Genomic DNA, 17376 nt, shown 5'->3' on the forward strand with positions numbered 1-17376 from the left:
CTCAGCGCTGGGCAACCAACGCCGAACTCGCGTTGGTGAGCGCCTGGATGGTCTGGGTGTCGGCCGCCTGATGCGGTTGGCCGTCGGGGCGCAGCAGATCGTGGAACCATACCTTCGGGACCTGGCTATAGGGGTGATCCCAGGAGTCCCAGGGGAAATAGGTTTGTGTCTTGCCGGCGACCAGGCCCCAGTTGATGGCGCCGACGTTGCGGCGCTTGGCAATTGGCAGGATCCCCTCGACGGTGCTGCCCCGCGGCCTGGCCATGTACTCGGTGCAGATGATCGGCCTTCCCAGTGGGGCAAGCTCGCTGACACGGTCCTCGAAGCCCGCGGGTTCGGCATAGGAGTGGAAGGTGATCACGTCGGAGTTGGCGAGCTGGATGTCGCTGATCGCGGTGCGGCCCTGCGGTTCTCCCCAATCTCCGCGCCACACCCCGCTCGTCAGCGGCTGGCTGGGATCCACCGCGCGTGCCCAGCGGAACACCTGGGGGAGCAGGTTTGTCACGAGCTGCTCCTTGTCGCTCCTCTCGACATTGCGATATTGACGCGCGGGGTTGTCGGGCTCGTTCCACAGGTCCCAGCCCAACACCCGGTCGTCGCTGCGGAACTGGGTCAACACCGCGGTGACGTAGTCCTGCAGGACCTTGGTGTAGCGGGGATCGCCGAGCCGTTCGGCGCCGGGGCTCTGCACCCATCCCGAGTTGTGCACGCCCGGCCTGGGCGCGCGCTGCCGTCCCGCCCGGGGTGCCGGGTCCCAGCACGAGTCGAAGAAGACGAACAGCGGTTTGATGCGGTGGCGGGCCGCGATTCCGACGAAGTCGGCGAGGCGGTTCTGAAAGCCGCGTTGGTCCTGGGCCCACAGCTGATCGTGCAGGAAGACACGCGCCGTGTTGAACCCGTAAAACCTCGCCCAGCCGAGTTCGGCGTCGATGCGCCGAGGATCGAAGGTGTCGGGCGCAAACATCTCGAGCTGGTTGATCGCGTTCGAGGGAATGTAGTTGGCTCCCACCAGCCAGCCCTGCCCCTGATACCAACGATTGGCCCGGTCCTGGGGCCATCGACCGGCGTCCTCGGCGGCCGCGCGGGGCGTGCGGGTCAATGCGGCTCCGGCCGCCAGCAGCAGCGGTAGTTTCAGGGCCGTACGACGTTGCACGAAGTGACCATAAATTTCACCGGGCGATCCCTTCGGTCTCGCGGCTCGGCTCGTGGGGAATTGTTATGCCGTTGTCACCAGGCAGTATTCAGCCCACGAGGTCGGTGAGAGCTTCGACACGCCGTAGCGCCGCGGACGATCGGCGCGGCGCACCATCGCGGTCGTCGTCCGCTTCGACCGCGGGTGACGCGTTCGTCCCTAATACGGTGCGATCAGATGTCCGACGGCGGCGTCCAGGATTCCACCAGCAGCGGCAGTGAGATGGTCTGCCCGCCGCCCGTCACCTCGACGGACCACCGGCCGTCATAGGGCAGTTGCACCTGGATGTCGAAGAAGGCGTAGCCGGGGAACTCCCCGATCGAGGCGTCGGGCAGCTCGAATCGCTGGTGCGCCGAGTTGTCGAGCGTCGGGGGCTTGATTTCGACATCGACCGTGTGGCCCGCATCCTTTTCGCCATCGCCGGAATCGGCCCGGGTCAGCACCACCAGGACGAGGCTCACCCAGCGGTCGGGCCCCACCACAAAACGCGATACGACCCCGCCCGACACGTTGAGTTTGTTATCTACCGTCGCTGCGGCTTCGGCCAGAAAGGCCCCGGTAAGTATCACACGCAGAACCTACAACGCCCCCGCGCCGGGCGCGGGTCAATCAGCCATTCACCTGGCGCAAGGTCACGCCGTACCGCGCCGCTTCGGACCGGCATCCCTTCGGCTCGGATGGACATGCCGCTTTCAAAGATCGCCCCGAAGGGCGAATACTGGGTGGGTGCCAGATCGCAATGTGCTCGGCGGGCCGCTGGAACCGTGCGGCAGTGACCCGCTGACCGGGTACTACCGCGACGGCTGCTGTTCGACGGGACCCGAGGACTTGGGCCGACACACCATCTGCGCGGTGATGACTGGGGAATTCCTCGAACACCAGCGATCCATCGGCAACGACCTGTTGACACCGGTCCCGGAATACCGGTTCCCCGGCCTGCTGCCCGGCGACCGCTGGTGCGTCACCGCCCTGAACTGGCTTCGCGCCCACCGCGACGGTTGCGCCGCGCCGGTGGTGCTGGCGTCCACCCACGAGCGCACCCTCGAAGTGGTCCCCCTCGAGGCGCTCCTGGAACACCAAGTCGACGTGCCCGACGATCTCGCCAATCTGTAGCCGCCGATCGAGTCGGTTGACCGGCCGATCCGCGCCCCGTCTACCGTCTGTGTCACACAATCGACACCTCGAAGAGGGGCTGCGGTGGGCTCTGCGCTCGGCGACATCGACTTCGACGACCTGACGTCGCCCAAACTGACCGACGTCCAGCGCCAGATCCTGGAATACACCGAAGCCAGGCACGTCGAGTTCGACACCGACCAGATGGTGGCGGAGGCCATCGAGCAGGCTAACGTCGGCGACGACCTGGACGACCCCGACGGGTTCGGTGACCGGCTGGCCGCCCACATCGCGGCCATCGAAGGGGACGACGGCCTGACCCAGCTCACCCGGTCCTCCCTGCGGCAACGGGTGGTCCGGCTGCTCCGCAACCGGCTGTCGTTGACCGACCTGCTCAAGCGGTATCCCGAGATCGAAACGATCCCGATCGAGAAGCCGCTCATCGTCGTCGGGATGCCGCGTTCCGGCACCACCCACCTGGTGAATCTGATCGCCGCCGACCCGCGCCGGCGCGCGCTGCCGTACTGGGAGAGCCAGGACCCGATCCCCGCGCGCGGACAGGGTCCCGACATCTTCGGCGTCGACCCGCGCTACGCGCGCGCGAAGTCCGAGCACGACGCGCTCATGGCGAGCGCGCCGGTGGTCGCCGCCATGCACGACCGGTTCCCCGAGGCGATCGAGGAGGAAGTCGAACTTCTCGACCTGGACCTGGCGGCATACGTGCTGGAATGGCATGCGCGGGTGCCGGTTTGGCGTGACTACTACCTGGAGCTGGACCAAAACCGGCATTACGCGTACATGCGCAAAGTGCTGCAGGCATTGACGTTTCTGCGCGGCCCGCGGACCTGGGTCCTCAAAAGCCCGCAGCACTGCGAGCAACTCGGCCCGCTCATGGCGACCTTCCCCGACGCGACGGTCGCGTTCACCCACCGTGACCCCGTCGCGGTGATCCAGTCGGCGATCACGATGATGGCCTACTCCGACCGGCTGCGCCGGACGAGTATCGATCCGGGCTGGCTGGTGGAGTACTGGAGCGACCGCGTCCACCGGCTCCTGAGCGCCTGCGTGCGCGACCGCGACCTCGTGCCGGCCGACCGCAGCATCGACGTCAACTTCCACCACTTGAACGGTAACGAAATGCCGGTACTCGAACGGTTGTATCAGTGCGGTGGAGTCGAATTGACACCCAAGGTGCGCGACCGGTTCCAGCGCTACCTGGACGCCAACCCGCGTGGCAAGCACGGGCGCATCCGCTACGACCTGCAGCGACACTTCGGCTTTTCGGCCGACGAACTGCGTCGGCGTTTCGACTTCTACTTCGACAGGTTCGACGTCCGCCCCGAGGCATGACCGAAGGAACACCTGAAATGACTACCGAAGCCCAACAATTCGAACCGGTCTACCGCGGCAGGCCGGGCGCCGAAGCGATGCGTCCCGCGGCGGCCGAACGGGCCGAGCAGATCGCGCCAGGGTTGTGGTGCTCACCCGGCCTGTCGAACGCCTACCTGCTCACCACCGACGACGGCCGGGTCGTCGTCAACACCGGGATGGGGTTCGAGGGCCCCGTGCACCGAGCCAACTTCGACGCGGTCGACGCCTCGCCGGTGCGCTACATCATCTTCACCCAGGGCCATGTGGATCACGTCGGCGGCTTGGACAGCGTGCGCGACCCGGACACAACGGTTGTCGCGCAAGCCAACTGGCGGATGTGGCGCGACGACAACGAGCGGCTCCTGCCGTACCGCGCCAGCCGGAGCGCGTTCGCTTTCAAAGACACCTTGGCCACCGGCATTCAGGCCATCCAGCGGCGACTCGGTACCGGGCGGCTCGCCGGCCAGAGCGTCGCGACGGTCGACCTTGAGTTCGAGGACAGCCTGACCCTGGAGGTGGGTGGCCGCCGGCTCGAGCTGATCTCCGTGCCCGGAGGCGAGACCACCGACTCGCTGGTGGTGTGGTTGCCCCACGAGCGGATCTGTCTGTGCGGCAACACCTTCGGTCCGTTGTTCGGGCACATCCCCAACCTCGTCACCGTTCGCGGCGACCGCTACCGGGACGCGTGCGAAGCGATCGCGGCGGTGGAACGGGTGCGCGAATTACAGCCGGAGCTGCTGGTGACCGGCCACTTCGACCCGATCGCGGGAGCCGAGCGGATCGACGCCGAGCTGACCCGGCTGCGCGAGGCGATCCGGTACGTCCACGACCAGACCGTCGAGGGGATGAATGCCGGCAAGGACGTCCGGACGCTGATGCGCGAGATCACCTTGCCTCCGGATCGCGAAGTGGGGCAGGGCTACGGGAAAGTCGCCTGGGACGTGCGGGCCATCTGGGAGAACTACTCGGGCTGGTTCCACCACGCCTCCACCACCGAGCTGTATCCGATCGGCTTCGACGCCGTGGCCGCGGACATCGTCGAGCTAGCCGGCGCCGACGCGCTGCTGGCCCGGGCCCGCGGGCACCTCGACGCGCGGCGCCCGCTGCAGGCAATACACCTGGCCGAACTCGTTCCGCCCGATCACCCCGGCGCCCGCGACCTGCTCCGCGCCGCCCACGAAGCCCTGCTCGCCGCCAGCGAGAACTTCTGGGAGACTGCCTGGCTGAAGAATCAAATAGCGAGGAACTCATGACGGCGCGCGTCAGCTTCGACTTCACCGGCACCACCGCCCTGGTCACCGGCGGCACCAGCGGGATCGGCCACGCGACGGCGCTGCTATTCCGCGACGCCGGCGCCGAGGTGACGGTCACCGGCACCAGGGCCGCCGCGTCCGACTACGACGCAGACCTGTCCGGCATGGACTATCACCGGCTGCAGGTCACCGATCACGATTCGGTCGACGCGCTGGCGCAGCGCTTCAGCCGCCTCGACGTCCTGGTCAACAACGCCGGCGCCAACTTCCCCGGTGGCCTCGACGAGTCCAAGCCCGACGGGTTCGAGGCGTCGGTCGCGCTGAACCTCACCGGACCGTACCGGCTGACCGTCGGCCTGTACCGGCCGCTGAAGGCGTCCACCGCCGCCGGTGGCGCCAGCGTGGTCAACCTCGCGTCGATGTCTGCGCTGCGCGCCGTCCCGCTGGTTCCCGGCTACGGCGCCGCCAAGGCCGGAATCATCTGTGTGACCAGGAATCTCGCCGCCAAGTGGGCGAACAAGGGGATCCGCGTCAACGCCGTCGCCCCGGGCACCATCGACACCCCCATGACCGCACCCATGCACGGCGCGGCCGAAATCGTCGAATCCGAGCTGGCCCACATTCCGTTGCGCCGCTTTGGATCCGTCACCGAAGTCGCGCCCACCATCGCGTTCCTGTGCACCGAGCAAAGCGGTTACACGAGCGGGGCGGTATTCGTCGTCGACGGCGCGTCGGACTGCATCTGAGATCGGGAGGACATTGATGACGCTGTTACTGCGACCCGAGGACCTGTACCACACCGGCATCGTCGTGCCCGACCTCGGCGCGGCGATGGCGCGCATGAGCGCGCTGGCCGGCTACCGCTGGATCAGGCCGCTGACCTATACCCTTCCGTTCCGGACCGCCGCCGGGGTAAGGGAATTCACCTCGAGCGTCGTCTATTCGGTGCAGGGTCCGCACATCGAACTGGTCCAGGAAGTGGCGGGCAGCCCGTGGACCGCCGCACCGGGACGCTCCGTCCACCACCTCGGCTACTTCGCCGACGACCTGACGGCCACCGCAAAGACGCTCGAGCGCAACGGCTTCAGGTTCGAGATGACCGCGGACGTGCCGGGATCGGAGCTGGCGATGTTCGCCTACTACGTCGACGACTTCGGCACCCGCATCGAGATCGTCGACCGCGCGATCTTCCCTGACTTCCCGGCCTTCCTGCAGTCGATGTCCGACCCCGCGGAACTCTGACATGCTGCTGACGGTCCTGCGCTTCAACTTCGCCTCCCCGGGCGGAAACCCGCGCACCCAGAGCGGATTGCTCTCCGCCGCACTGGAATTGGCGCAGTGGGGCGAGTCGCACGGCATCACCTCGGTCAGCGTCGACGAGCATCATGCGACCGGCCACGGGTGGAGCTGCAACCCGATCATGGCCGCGGCGATGTTCCTGGCGCGCACCTCGACGCTGATCGCGAGCGTGGACTGCGCGCTGGGACCGCTGTGGAACCCGGTCCGGCTCGCCGAAGACATCGCTCTCGTCGACAACATGAGTCGCGGTCGGCTGCACACCACCGTCGGGCTGGGCTACCGTCCCGTCGAATACCGTTCGCTGGGAGTCGAATTCGGGCGCCGCGGCGCGTTGATGGACGAGCTGCTGGAGCGAATGCTCGCCGTCTGGGCCGGCGCCGACCCGGATTCCGGGATGCGCGGCGGCACCTGGAGCCGACCGCACCCGCCGCTGTACGTCGGGGGCGGCGCGCGCGCCACCGCCCGGCGCGCCGCGCGCTTCGGGTTGCCGCTCAGTCTGGCCGACCACCTACCCGAGATCGCCGGCTACTACCGCCAGCTGTGCGCTGAAGCGGGGATCACGCCGTTCATCCTCATGCCGGGACCGGTCAACCGCGGGATGACCTACCTGCACGAGGATCCCGACAAGGCCTGGTCGGAACTCGGGGAGCGCATCCTGTGGGAGGCGGTCACCTACGGCGAGTGGTCAACCGACCAGCATTCCTACATGCACATCCCGGGGGTTCAAACCCTCGACGAGGTCCGGTCTTCGGGACGCTATCGTTTCCTGACCCCCGAGCAGCTCATCGCGGAAATCCGGGACAGCGACGACTACGGACCACTCGTGTTGCACCCGCTGGTGGGTGGCATGCCGGTCGACGAGGCGTGGAAGTCGGTCCACCTGCTGACCGAGAAAGTTCTACCCGCGTTAACCTGACGCGTGTGTCGAGGTCCCGCGAGCGGGTACGCACCACGGTGTTCGCAGCAACACCGAGATGGGGGATTCGATGAGGTCTCAGGCGAAGCAGGCACTCGCTTTGATCGGCGGCGCGGCCACGGTTGGCTTGGCGGTCGCGTTCGGCGGTCATTCTGCCGCAACCACATTGGCGGGCAACGCGCCTCAAGCGCCACTTGCGCCGCCCACGTCGTCCAGCCCGGCCCCGCCGCCACCCCCGGCACCGGCGACCGTCCCGCAGGTTCCGTCGCAATACGGCGCCAACGGATCGGCTGGTGGCGGAGGTGCCGGCGCTGGCGGAGGTGCCGGCGGGGGCGGGCGGCGGCTGAGCCACGGCCCGCACCAGCCGCCCCGGCGCGCGATCTAGCGCCGTGGCTTGCGCTTCCAGTGCGGGCTCTTGACCGCCTCCAGCGCCTCGGCGACGGAGAGATCCAGGGGCCGAGGGGAAGCGAACTGCCGCACCCATCGTTGGAATGCGAAGTCAGCGGCGGCAAAGGCTAATTGGATCAGCAGTCCGGGGCGGATGTCATCGGGGTCGGCGTCCATTCGTTCGGCGATCAGCTTGGCGGCCCGTTCCTTGTCGCCCGGCCGGTGGATGGTGGCCTTGTCCAGCAGCCCGGGCGCCACCCGCAGGGCTTCTCGCCATTCCGCGATGTCAACCTGGTCGAACGAGCGGATGCGCGCCACGATGGCGTTGATGAGCGCGACATCGGGCTGCTCCCTGGTGGGCCGCTGTTCGAGCAGTTGCACGATTGCGGCGCCGCCGTGGCGTACGGGCGCCAGGAGCAGGTCTTCCTTGGCGGGCACGTGCCGGAAGAAGGTGCGCGGGGAAACGCCTGCGGCGGCGGCGATTTCCTCGGTCGTGACGGCGTCGTAGCCGCGCTCGATGAACAGGCGGAACGCCGCCCGCCTGATCTCGGTCCGGATCTGTGCGCGCTGCCGTTCTCGCAACGATCCTTCCCCGGTCACCGGAAGCAGCCGATCCCGCCGTCGATGTGGATGGTCTGTCCGGTGATGAAGGTCGCGTCGTCGCCGAGCAGGAAGGCCACCAGCGCCCCCACGTCGGTGCGGACGTCACCGATGCGCTTCATCGGAACGCGCCGCACCGCCTTGGCGTAGTCGTCGGGCGCGAATCCCTTCCACAGCTTGACGCCGTCGGACTCGGCGAAGGGGCATATGACGTTGACACGGATGTTGTCGCGCCCCCATTCCAGGGCGGCGACCTTGGACAGCCCGCGGATGGCCTCCTTGGCGGCGGCGTAGCCGCCCCACTTGGGCTCTCCGCCGGTGCCGGTTCCCGAGCCGAGGTTCACGATCGACCCCCCGCCCGCGCGTACCAGCAGCGGGTGCACCGCCTGCATGAGCAGGAAGGTCGCCCGGGGTCCGACGTCGTAACCGAGCGCCAGGTCCTCGGTGGTGATGTCGACGAACGCCTTGGGCTCGTTGGTGGCGATGGCGTTGTTGACCAGGCCGTGCACCGCACCGAAGGCGTGCACGGCGGCCGCCGCGATCCGCGGCGCGCTGCCCGGGTCGCGCAGATCTGCGACCAGCTTCTCGACGCGGCCCAGTCCCTTCAGCTCTTCGGTTGTCGCGCCGAGCTTCTCGTCCTGGATGTCGACCAGCAGCACCGCGGCGCCGCGTTCGAGCAGGGCTGCGGCGATGCCCTCGCCGACGCCCTGCGCGGCGCCGGTCACGATCGCGACGTGACCGCGCATGGATTCGGGATGGCTGTACGTCATTCAGCCGGCCCGATCCGCGCCGTCGAGAGCCGTCATGACCGGACGGCGAGGCGCGGTGCCGCGCTCCCGGCGAACAGCGGCAGATCCAGGTAGGTCTTGATGCCCGGTTCGGCGGCGCAGACGTCGGGAATGGCGTTGACGCAGTGGTTGGCGGTGACGACTATCCCCGGATTCTTCTGCAGCCCTTCGGCGATGGTCTCCGGCTGCAGGCCCTTGAAGGTGAGGCTCACGTTCGGGTCGCCGGTGATCTCCACCTCGAAGCGCTCGCCGCGCTCCCCGAAGCTCCAGTCGGGGTCCAGGTTCTCCTCGCCCATCAGCCAATTGACCGCGGCCGTGATGACCGGCTCGCCGTCCACCAGGGCCTGCCAGCGGAACCTGCGTGCGGCCACCGCGCCCGCGGTGATCGGGAACGGATCGTAGTCGATGTCGGCGGTCGCCACCGCAATCTCCTGAACGGTCCGGATGTTGGGATCGATGCGAAATCCCATGTGATCGGCGATCATTCGCACCGACATCTTGAAGCCCGATTCCAGCAGGGCGGCCATGGGTCCCTGCATCGCCTGCTCCGGCGTGCCGCCGAACCCCATGATGTGCCGGACGACGTCCGGGGCGTTGTAGGTGCGGATGTCGGAGAACTCCTCCGCGCGCACGTGCGTCACCGCCGACGACAGCGACGACACCATGAGCGGGAAGCGTTCCGTGATGCCGCCCGGGTGGATCCCCGATCCGTGCAGCGTCACCCCGCCCTCCACCGCGGCGTCGGCGATCGCTCTGACGGCCGGGTTGTCCAGGTCCGGGTACACCCAGCCGACCGGGGTGACCACGTTCTTGCCGGAGCGCAGAATCGCAATGACCTCTTGGTCGTTGGGGATCAACGGGCTGTACATCACGCAGTCGGCGTCGAGCGCCAGCACGTCGTCGATGCTGGTGGTCGCGGTCACCCCCAACGCACCGGTGCCCACGATCTCGCCGACGTCGCGGCCGTTCTTGGACTCCGAGTGCACCCAGCACCCGGCCAGCTCCAGACGGGGGTGGTTGCGCACGCACTCGATGGCGGCCCGGCCCACGCCTCCCGTCGCCCACTGGATGACACGAAGTTTCGCGGGGCTGCTCATCGGTGACCTCCAGAATTGCGCGCCTTTACACGTCGACGATCGCGATGGCACAGTATGACCGGCTGGCAGTGGCTGTCAACGTCGGAAGGTGCGACCATGGGCGTCCTCGATGGGAAGGTCGCGATCGTCACGGGTACCAGTCGAGGCGTGGGTTTGGGCATCGCCCACGAATTGCTCCGCGCCGGGGTCACCGTCATCGGTTGCTCGCGTTCCCCTCTCGACACCATCCCCGGCGTGGACGCCGAGCCGCAGTGGGCCGCCCGTGCCTCCCAACGCGTCTGTGATCAGGCCGACCATCGCGCGATCGACTCGTTCGTCGCCGGCGTCGTCGCCGACCACGGCCGCGTCGACATCCTGGTGAACAATGCCGGCGGAACCGTCCCGGCACCACACGCGGAGAGCATTCCCGAACTCGTGCAACGGATTCAGGGGGCGCCGCGCAGCGACGACGAGTTCGAGCGCACCGCGTTGTTTCACGCGTTCGCGGTGCAGATGAACCTCATCAGTCCGCTGTGGTTCGCCATCCGCGCCTACCGGCAGATGGCCACGCAGGACGGCGTCGGCTGCATCATCAACATCTCCAGCGGCGCGGGGCATCCGGCGGGATCCCCCACCCTCGTCTCCTACGGGGCCGCCAAGAGCGGGCTCAACCACCTGACCCGGTCGCTGGCCGAGGAGTGGGGGCCCAAGGTCCGGGTGAATTGCATTGCCCTGGGCCCGACGATGACCGAGAACTTCCGCTCGTTCGTGCTGCCCAAGGACGATCTGACCGGCGAAAAGTATTTCGCGGCAATCCCGTTGCGCCGTGCGGGCGAGCCCGCGGAGGTGGGCCGGGTGTGCGTCTTCCTGGCGAGCGGGGAGGCGGTTTCGTCAACGGCACCACCATCGAGCACGACGGCGGCATGTTGCCGGGCGTCCTCTACGAGGCGGGCCTGAAGACCATCACCGATTTGCTGTAACCGCACACGCCCGGCGGGCATCGGTTGGACAATCTCCCACAAGCCCACCCTCGGTCAGGAGGAGCAATGCACCGGACAGTGGTCGCGGCCGCCGCCGCCGTCGCCGCCGTCGCCGTGGTCGGCTGGCCGGGGACACCGCGGGCCGCCGCGGACAACCCCGTCTGCACCTCCACGTGGTGTTCGTTCCTGTCTCCGTCGCGCAACATCGGCTGCGAGATCGACTACCAGCGCGGCAGCGGCATTCCCGACGAAACGTATTGCCAGACCGACTCGCCGCCCCAATCCGTTCGCTTGTCGACGGACGGGTCGTTCAAGACATGCACGGGGGAGACGTGCCTGGGCAACTCCGGCGAGGGAACTCCCACCCTGGCCTACGGCCAGGCCGCCGGGGTCGGGCCCTTCAATTGCCGTTCCGAGACCGGCGGCATCACGTGCACGGCGGGCTCCGGCCGCGGGTTCACGCTGTCGAGCGGGGGAATCGCGTCAGTCGGGTGAGAGGTCGCCGATGGACTCTTTCCGCCGGGACCTTTGGCCACTAGGAAGCCGGCGCATGGCTGGGGTTAGCTTCACAACATGCGTGAATTCAGCGTCGAGGCCGGCTTCTCGGTCGGAGAGCGTGACCACATCGTCAGCAGCGTCTACTCGCATGAGCGCGAGGACCCGAACCATGTGATCTTTCAGCGCCTCGTCGGCGGCGCGTGGGTGGACGTGACGTGTGCCCAGGTGGCGCAGCAGGTGCGCGAGGCCGCGCTCGGGCTGATCGCCGAGGGCGTGAACGCCGGGGACCGGGTGGCGATCCTGTCGGGCACCCGCTACGAGTGGGTGATCCTCGACTACGCCATCCTCTCGGTCGGCGCGGTCACCGTGCCGATCTATGACACGTCCTCGGCCGAGCAGGTTCGCTGGGTGCTGGAGGATTCCGGCGCCGTGCTGGTGATCGCCGAGACCGATGCGCATGTCCGGCTGGTCAAGGAGCTGACCGACGAGCTGCCGAACCTGCGCATGATTCTGGATCTGGAGTCCGGCGGCACCCCGGCGCTGGAGCAGCTCGCCGAGGCCGGCAGGTCGGTGGACGTGGCCCGGCTCGACGAGAGGCTGGCCGGGCTGCGTTCGGCCGATGCGGCCACCTTGATCTACACCTCGGGCACGACGGGTCGGCCGAAGGGCTGCCAGCTGACGCACTCCAACCTGCTCTACGAGACCCGCGGGGCCAAGGAGTGCCTCCCCACCCTGCTGCAGAAGGGCGAGCGGCTGCTGGTGTTTCTGCCGCTGGCGCACGTCCTGGCGCGTTCGCTGTCCATGTCGGCGTTCGCCAACAAGGTCACTCTCGGCTACACCAGCGACATCAAGAACCTGGTGCCGACGCTGGCCGTGTTCAAACCCACGTTGGTGGTGTCGGTGCCCCGGGTGTTCGAAAAGGTTTACAACACAGCCGAATTGAGCGCCCGGGATGGCGGCAGGGGCTGGATCTTCGACCTCGCGGCCCGCACCGCCATCGAGTGGAGCACCGCGCTGGACACCGGTGGTCCCGGCGCGCTGTTGCGGGCCCGGCACGCCCTGTTCGACCGGCTGGTGTACCACAAGCTGCGCGCCGCCCTGGGCGGCAACTGCCGCGCCGCGGCGTCCGGCGGGGCGCCGCTGGGCAAGCGGCTGTGCCACTTCTACCGGGGCGTCGGGCTGACGGTCTATGAGGGTTACGGCCTGACCGAGACCAGTTCGGCCATCACCATCAACCGGCTCGGTGAGGAGCGGGTGGGGACGGTCGGAAAGCTGTTGCCGGGCAACAGCATGGCGATCGCCAACGACGGCGAAGTGCTGGTGCGCGGCGGCGTGGTGTTCGGCGGCTATTGGCACAACCCGAATGCCACCGAGGAGGCGATCGTCAACGGGTGGTTTCACACCGGTGACCTCGGGTCGGTGGACAAGGACGGGTTTTTGTCGATCGTGGGACGGAAGAAGGAAATCATCGTCACCGCCGGCGGGAAGAACGTCGCCCCCGCCGTGCTGGAGGACCAGCTGCGGGCGCATCCCCTGATCAGCCAGGCGATGGTGGTGGGGGACAACAGGCCGTTCGTGGCCGCGCTCGTCGCGATCGACCCGGAGGGCTTCGACGTGTGGAAGCAGCACCACGGCAAGGACGCCACCGCCTCGGTTGCGGACCTGGCCGGCGATCCCGACCTGGTGACCGAGATCGATCAGGCCGTCAAAGCCGCCAATCGAACGGTGTCCCACGCCGAGTCGATCCGCAAATTTCACATCCTGCCGGTCGACTTCACCGTGCTCACCGGTGAGTTGACGCCCACCCTGAAGGTGAAGCGCAACGTGGTGGCCGAGCGGTTCGCCGACGAGATCGAGGCGCTCTACAGCAAGCGGTGAGACCCGTCGCGCCCAACCAGAGGACTAAGGGCGCCCAGCAGGGGTCCAAAGACTCGTTTCACCGACGCCGGTGATCGATAGCGTCTATTGGGGTCCGGCCGGCCAGGAAGGGGCAGGAGGGTACTGATGACAGTCTTGATGACCGGTTTTCCCGGCTTCTTGGGCAGCGCGTTGCTGCCGAGCATCCTCAAACGGACCGATGGATCGGCAATATGCCTGGTGCAAAACAAGTTTCGCCTGCTGGCGCAGCAGCGGGTCGACGAGATGAGCGCGGCCGATCCGTTCCTGGAGGGACGCATCAGGCTGGTCGACGGCGACATCACCCAACCCGGGCTCGGACTCGGCGCGGACGACCTGGCCGAGGTCGGCGAGGCGTGGCATCTGGCCGCCGCGTACGACCTGACCGTGCCCCGCGACGTGGCGGTCCGAGTCAACGTGGACGGCACCCGCAACGTCCTGGACGCGCTGCAGCGCTGTCCCAAACTGACTCGCCTGCACTACTTCAGCACCTGCTATGTCAGCGGGCGATACGCCGGCCCCTTCGGCGAGGACGATCTGGACGTCGGTGCTCCGTTCAACAACTACTACGAGGAGACCAAGAACCTGGCCGAGGCGGACGTCCGCTGGCACATGGACGCGGGCATGCCGGCCACCATCTATCGCCCCTCCATCGTCGTCGGTGACAGCCGCACCGGCGAGACACAGAAATTCGACGGACCGTATTTCGTCATGCAGTGGCTGCTGCGACAGCCCCGGTACGCGATCCTTCCCATGGCCGGGGATCCCACGGCGACGCGGGTCAACGTGGTGCCGCGCGACTTCGTGATCGACGCCGTCGCATATTTGAGCGGCCTGCCCGCGTCGGAGGGAAGGACCTATCAGCTTGCGGATCCCAGCCCCCTGACCGTCGCCGAGATGACCGACGTGATCGCCGAGGCAACCGGGCGCCGACTGATCAAGGTTCCCTTGCCGCGGACGGTGGCCAAGGCGTCGCTGCGGCAGGTACCGGGGCTCTACCGCGTGATGCGAATCCCGCCCGAGGCGGTCGACTATTTCACCCATCCCACCTTCTATCTGACCGACCATTGCCGCGCGGACCTGGCCGGCAGCGGAATCGAGGCACCCTCCTTCCGCAGTTACGTCGACCGGCTCGTCGAGTACCTCCGCAGCCATCGCGAAGTCGGTTCGGCGGCAATGTTCTAAACAGCCCTTCGCCTGGCCCGGGAATCGCGGTCTAATGGGCGGATGGAACTGATGACGCCCACCGACGCGATCTTTCTGCTGGGGGAGTCGCGCGAGCACCCCATGCACGTCGGGGGCTTGCAGTTGTTCGAGCGGCCGCCGGGCGCCGGTCGCGGCTTCGTTCGCGAGTTCTACGACCAGCTGATCGCCCAGCGGGACATTCAGCCCACCTTCCTCAAGCGCCCGGCGACGTTCGTCGGCGGCATCGCGAACCTGGGCTGGTCCTACGACAAGAACATCGACATCGACTACCACGTCCGCCGCTCGGCGCTGCCGTCACCGGGGCGGGTTCGTGAGTTGCTCGAGGTGAGTTCGCGCTGGCACAGCAGCCTGCTCGATCGCCACCGTCCCCTGTGGGAGACCCACATCATCGAAGGCCTCAAGGACGGCCGGTTCGCGATCTACACCAAGGTGCACCACGCACTGCTCGACGGGGTGTCGGCGCAGAAGCTGATGCAGCGCGCCCTGTCCACCGACCCCGACGACGCGGAGATCCGGGCGCCCTGGACCTTGCCGAAGCGCAAGCGGAAATCCACCCCCTCGTCGCCGCTGAGTTCGTTGCTGCGTTCGGCGGGATCCCTTGCGGCGCTTGCTCCTTCAACTGTCTCGATGGCGCGCGCGGCGCTGCTCGAGCAGCAGCTGACGCTGCCGTTCGGCGCCCCGCGCACCATGCTGAACGTCAAGATCGGCGGTGCCCGCCGATGCGCCGCGCAGTCGTGGTCGCTGGAGCGCATCAAAGCCGTCAAGCGGGCAGCGGGCGTCACCGTCAACGACGTCGTGCTGGCGATGTGTTCGGGTGCACTGCGCTACTACCTACTCGAGCGAAACGCCCTCCCGGACACCCCGCTGATCGCGATGGTCCCCGTGAGCCTGCGCACCGAGGAGGAGGCCGACGCCGGCGGCAACCTCGTCGGGGCGATCCTGTGCAACCTCGGCACCGACGCCGACGACCCCGCGACGCGGTTGCAGACCGTCAGCGAATCTATGCGCAGCAACAAACAGGTCTTCTCGCAATTGCCGCGGTTCCAGGCCCTGGCGTTGTCCGCGTTCAACATGGCGCCGCTGGCCCTGGCGGCCGTTCCCGGCTGGGTGTCGTCGACGTCGCCGCCGTTCAACATCGTCATATCGAATGTCCCCGGGCCCACCCAGCCGCTGTACTGCGGCGGGGCCCGACTCGACGGCAACTACCCGTTCTCGATCGTGCTGGACGGGCAGGCCCTGAATATCACCCTGTCCAACAACGCCGGCAATCTGGACTTCGGTCTGGTCGGTTGCCGGCGCAGCGTCCCGCACCTGCAGCGGCTGCTCGCGCATTTGGAGTCCTCGCTCAAGGACCTGGAACGCGCCGTGGGGATTTGACCGGTTGGCCAAGCTCAGCGCGGGCGTGCTGCTGTACCGAACGCGTGACGCCGTCGTCGAAGTCCTCATCGCCCATCCCGGCGGCCCGTTCTGGGCGCGCAAGGACGACGGGGCCTGGTCGATCCCGAAGGGGGAGTACGGCGAGTCCGACGATCCGTGGGAGGCCGCCGCGCGTGAGTTCTCCGAGGAACTCGGGCTCCCGCTGCCGCCCGGGCCGCGGGTGGACCTCGGGGCCCTGAAACAGCCCGGCGGCAAGGTGGTCACCGCCTTTGCCATCGGGGCCGACCTCGACATCGCCCAAGCGCGCAGCAACACCTTCCTGTTGGAGTGGCCCAAAGGCTCGGGCACAATGCGGGAGTTCCCGGAGGTCGACCGGGTCGGCTGGTTTGCGGTAGCGCGGGCGCGCGCCAAGCTGCTCACGGGGCAGCGCGAATTCCTCGACCGCTTGATGACGGCTCCCGCGCTGGCCGGATTGAACGAAGGGATCTAAACCATGCAGAGTGTGCGGACACCCGATGACCGGTTCGACGATGTCCCCGACTTCCCTTACGCCCCAAACTATTCCGAGATCCCCGACGCCGAGGGCGGGACGCTGCGGGTCGCCTGGGTCACCGACGGGCCGCAGGACGCCGATCCGGTTCTCATGCTGCACGGCGAGCCGTCGTGGTCGTACCTGTACCGCAAGATGATTCCGATTCTCGCCGATGCCGGGCATCGCGTCGTCTGCCCGGACCTGGTCGGGTTCGGCCGTTCGGACAAGCCGACCCGCATCGGGGACCACACGTATGCGCGCCACGTCGAATGGATGCGGGCCCTGCTCTTCGACGAGATTGATCTGCGGAACGTGACCCTGGTGGGCCAGGACTGGGGCGGGCTGATCGGATTGCGGCTTGCCGCAGAGCATCCCGATCGGTTCGCCAGGCTGGTCGTGGCGAACACCGGTCTGCCCAACGGCGAGCAGCCGATGGCCGAGATCTGGTGGCGGTTCCGCGAGGCCATCACGACCGCGCCGGAGATCAACGTCGGGTGGTTCGTGCAGGGCGGCTGCCGTCAGCAGATAAGCGACGAGGTCCGCGCCGGCTACGACGCGCCGTTCCCCTCCGACGAGTACTGCGCCGGGCCCCGCGCCATGCCCGGCCTGGTACCCACGTCACCGGACGACCCGGCGGCCGAGGCCAACAAGGCGGCGTGGTCCAAGCTCGCGGCGAGCCCGACGCCGATGCTCGTCGCCTTCAGCGACGGCGACCCGATCACCGGGCCGATGGGCGCGATCTTCCAGCGCGAGATGCGCGGCGCGCAGGGCATCGAGCACCCGGTGATCCGCGGCGCCGGGCACTTCCTGCAGGAGGACGCCGGCGAAGAGCTGGCCGGTCACATCGTGGAGTTCCTGCGGCGCTGAGCCGGTCGCGCGGGCGGGCACAATG

General features: G+C 67.9%; 17 protein-coding genes and 1 pseudogene. 13 read left to right on the forward strand and 5 right to left on the reverse strand.

Annotation, left to right across the window (positions count from 1 at the left end; all coding sequences use genetic code 11):
- Position 1: 1 nt before the first annotated feature.
- Together BN971_RS10950 and BN971_RS10955 are read right to left on the reverse strand one after the other, a co-directional pair.
- Complete coding sequence (locus BN971_RS10950) at positions 2-1153, reverse strand: glycoside hydrolase 5 family protein (RefSeq protein ID WP_085183334.1); 1152 nt, start codon at positions 1151-1153, stop codon at positions 2-4.
- Positions 1154-1365: 212 nt separating this feature from the next.
- On the reverse strand, positions 1366-1758 hold the full coding sequence (locus tag BN971_RS10955) for a hypothetical protein (RefSeq protein WP_372511912.1): 393 nt from the start codon (positions 1756-1758) through the stop codon (positions 1366-1368).
- Between the two features lie 160 nt (positions 1759-1918).
- On the opposite strand from BN971_RS10955, the gene BN971_RS10960 reads away from it, so the two are divergent.
- The 6 genes from BN971_RS10960 (at position 1919) to BN971_RS10985 (ending at position 7144) form a co-directional block, all read left to right on the forward strand.
- Complete coding sequence (locus BN971_RS10960; protein WP_085183332.1) at positions 1919-2305, forward strand: DUF2237 family protein; 387 nt, start codon at positions 1919-1921, stop codon at positions 2303-2305.
- Positions 2306-2389: 84 nt separating this feature from the next.
- Complete coding sequence (locus BN971_RS10965) at positions 2390-3655, forward strand: sulfotransferase family protein (protein ID WP_085183331.1); 1266 nt, start codon at positions 2390-2392, stop codon at positions 3653-3655.
- Between the two features lie 17 nt (positions 3656-3672).
- The gene (locus tag BN971_RS10970; RefSeq protein WP_245837090.1) at positions 3673-4929 is read left to right on the forward strand and encodes an MBL fold metallo-hydrolase; all 1257 of its coding nucleotides are present in this window, start codon (positions 3673-3675) and stop codon (positions 4927-4929) included.
- Complete coding sequence (locus tag BN971_RS10975) at positions 4926-5675, forward strand: SDR family NAD(P)-dependent oxidoreductase (RefSeq protein ID WP_085183330.1); 750 nt, start codon at positions 4926-4928, stop codon at positions 5673-5675. The genes BN971_RS10970 and BN971_RS10975 overlap by 4 nt, the downstream gene beginning before the upstream one ends.
- Before the next feature lie 16 nt (positions 5676-5691).
- A complete protein-coding gene (locus BN971_RS10980) occupies positions 5692-6171 on the forward strand; it encodes a VOC family protein (RefSeq protein ID WP_085183329.1) in 480 nt (159 codons plus the stop codon).
- A 1-nt stretch (position 6172) separates the two neighbouring features.
- Complete coding sequence (locus BN971_RS10985; RefSeq protein ID WP_085183328.1) at positions 6173-7144, forward strand: LLM class flavin-dependent oxidoreductase; 972 nt, start codon at positions 6173-6175, stop codon at positions 7142-7144.
- Positions 7145-7525: 381 nt separating this feature from the next.
- On the opposite strand, the gene BN971_RS10990 is transcribed toward BN971_RS10985, so the two are convergent.
- The 3 genes from BN971_RS10990 to BN971_RS11000 are packed head-to-tail and all read right to left on the reverse strand — an operon-like array spanning position 7526 to position 10016.
- Positions 7526-8131, reverse strand: coding sequence for a TetR/AcrR family transcriptional regulator (locus BN971_RS10990; RefSeq protein ID WP_085183326.1), 606 nt, complete (start codon positions 8129-8131; stop codon positions 7526-7528).
- Complete coding sequence (locus BN971_RS10995) at positions 8128-8901, reverse strand: SDR family NAD(P)-dependent oxidoreductase (protein WP_085183325.1); 774 nt, start codon at positions 8899-8901, stop codon at positions 8128-8130. Before BN971_RS10995 ends, BN971_RS10990 begins: the two co-directional genes overlap by 4 nt.
- A 32-nt stretch (positions 8902-8933) precedes the next feature.
- Positions 8934-10016: an NAD(P)H-dependent amine dehydrogenase family protein gene (locus BN971_RS11000; protein ID WP_085183324.1), complete on the reverse strand. Its 1083-nt coding sequence runs from the start codon at positions 10014-10016 to the stop codon at positions 8934-8936.
- A gap of 96 nt (positions 10017-10112) precedes the next feature.
- On the opposite strand from BN971_RS11000, the pseudogene BN971_RS11005 reads away from it, so the two are divergent.
- From BN971_RS11005 to BN971_RS11035, 7 genes and pseudogenes are all read left to right on the forward strand, one after another.
- A pseudogene (locus tag BN971_RS11005) lies at positions 10113-10975 on the forward strand (SDR family NAD(P)-dependent oxidoreductase).
- Positions 10976-11041: 66 nt separating this feature from the next.
- A complete protein-coding gene (locus BN971_RS11010) occupies positions 11042-11470 on the forward strand; it encodes a hypothetical protein (RefSeq protein ID WP_085183323.1) in 429 nt (142 codons plus the stop codon).
- Between the two features lie 78 nt (positions 11471-11548).
- Complete coding sequence (locus BN971_RS11015; protein WP_085183322.1) at positions 11549-13351, forward strand: AMP-dependent synthetase/ligase; 1803 nt, start codon at positions 11549-11551, stop codon at positions 13349-13351.
- 126 nt (positions 13352-13477) lie between these two features.
- Positions 13478-14554 carry an SDR family oxidoreductase gene (locus BN971_RS11020; RefSeq protein WP_085183321.1) on the forward strand — a complete coding sequence of 359 codons (1077 nt, stop codon included), beginning with the start codon at positions 13478-13480 and terminating at the stop codon, positions 14552-14554.
- A gap of 42 nt (positions 14555-14596) precedes the next feature.
- Entirely contained in the window at positions 14597-15952 is a 1356-nt protein-coding gene (locus BN971_RS11025; RefSeq protein ID WP_085183320.1) for a WS/DGAT/MGAT family O-acyltransferase, read from the forward strand.
- 4 nt (positions 15953-15956) lie between these two features.
- Positions 15957-16442, forward strand: a complete 486-nt coding sequence (locus BN971_RS11030; RefSeq protein ID WP_085183319.1) for an NUDIX hydrolase — start codon at positions 15957-15959, stop codon at positions 16440-16442.
- 3 nt (positions 16443-16445) lie between these two features.
- On the forward strand, positions 16446-17351 hold the full coding sequence (locus BN971_RS11035; RefSeq protein WP_085183318.1) for a haloalkane dehalogenase: 906 nt from the start codon (positions 16446-16448) through the stop codon (positions 17349-17351).
- The last annotated feature ends 25 nt before the right edge of the window (positions 17352-17376 follow it).

Source organism: Mycobacterium bohemicum DSM 44277 (assembly GCF_001053185.1).
GTDB lineage: Bacteria > Actinomycetota > Actinomycetes > Mycobacteriales > Mycobacteriaceae > Mycobacterium > Mycobacterium bohemicum.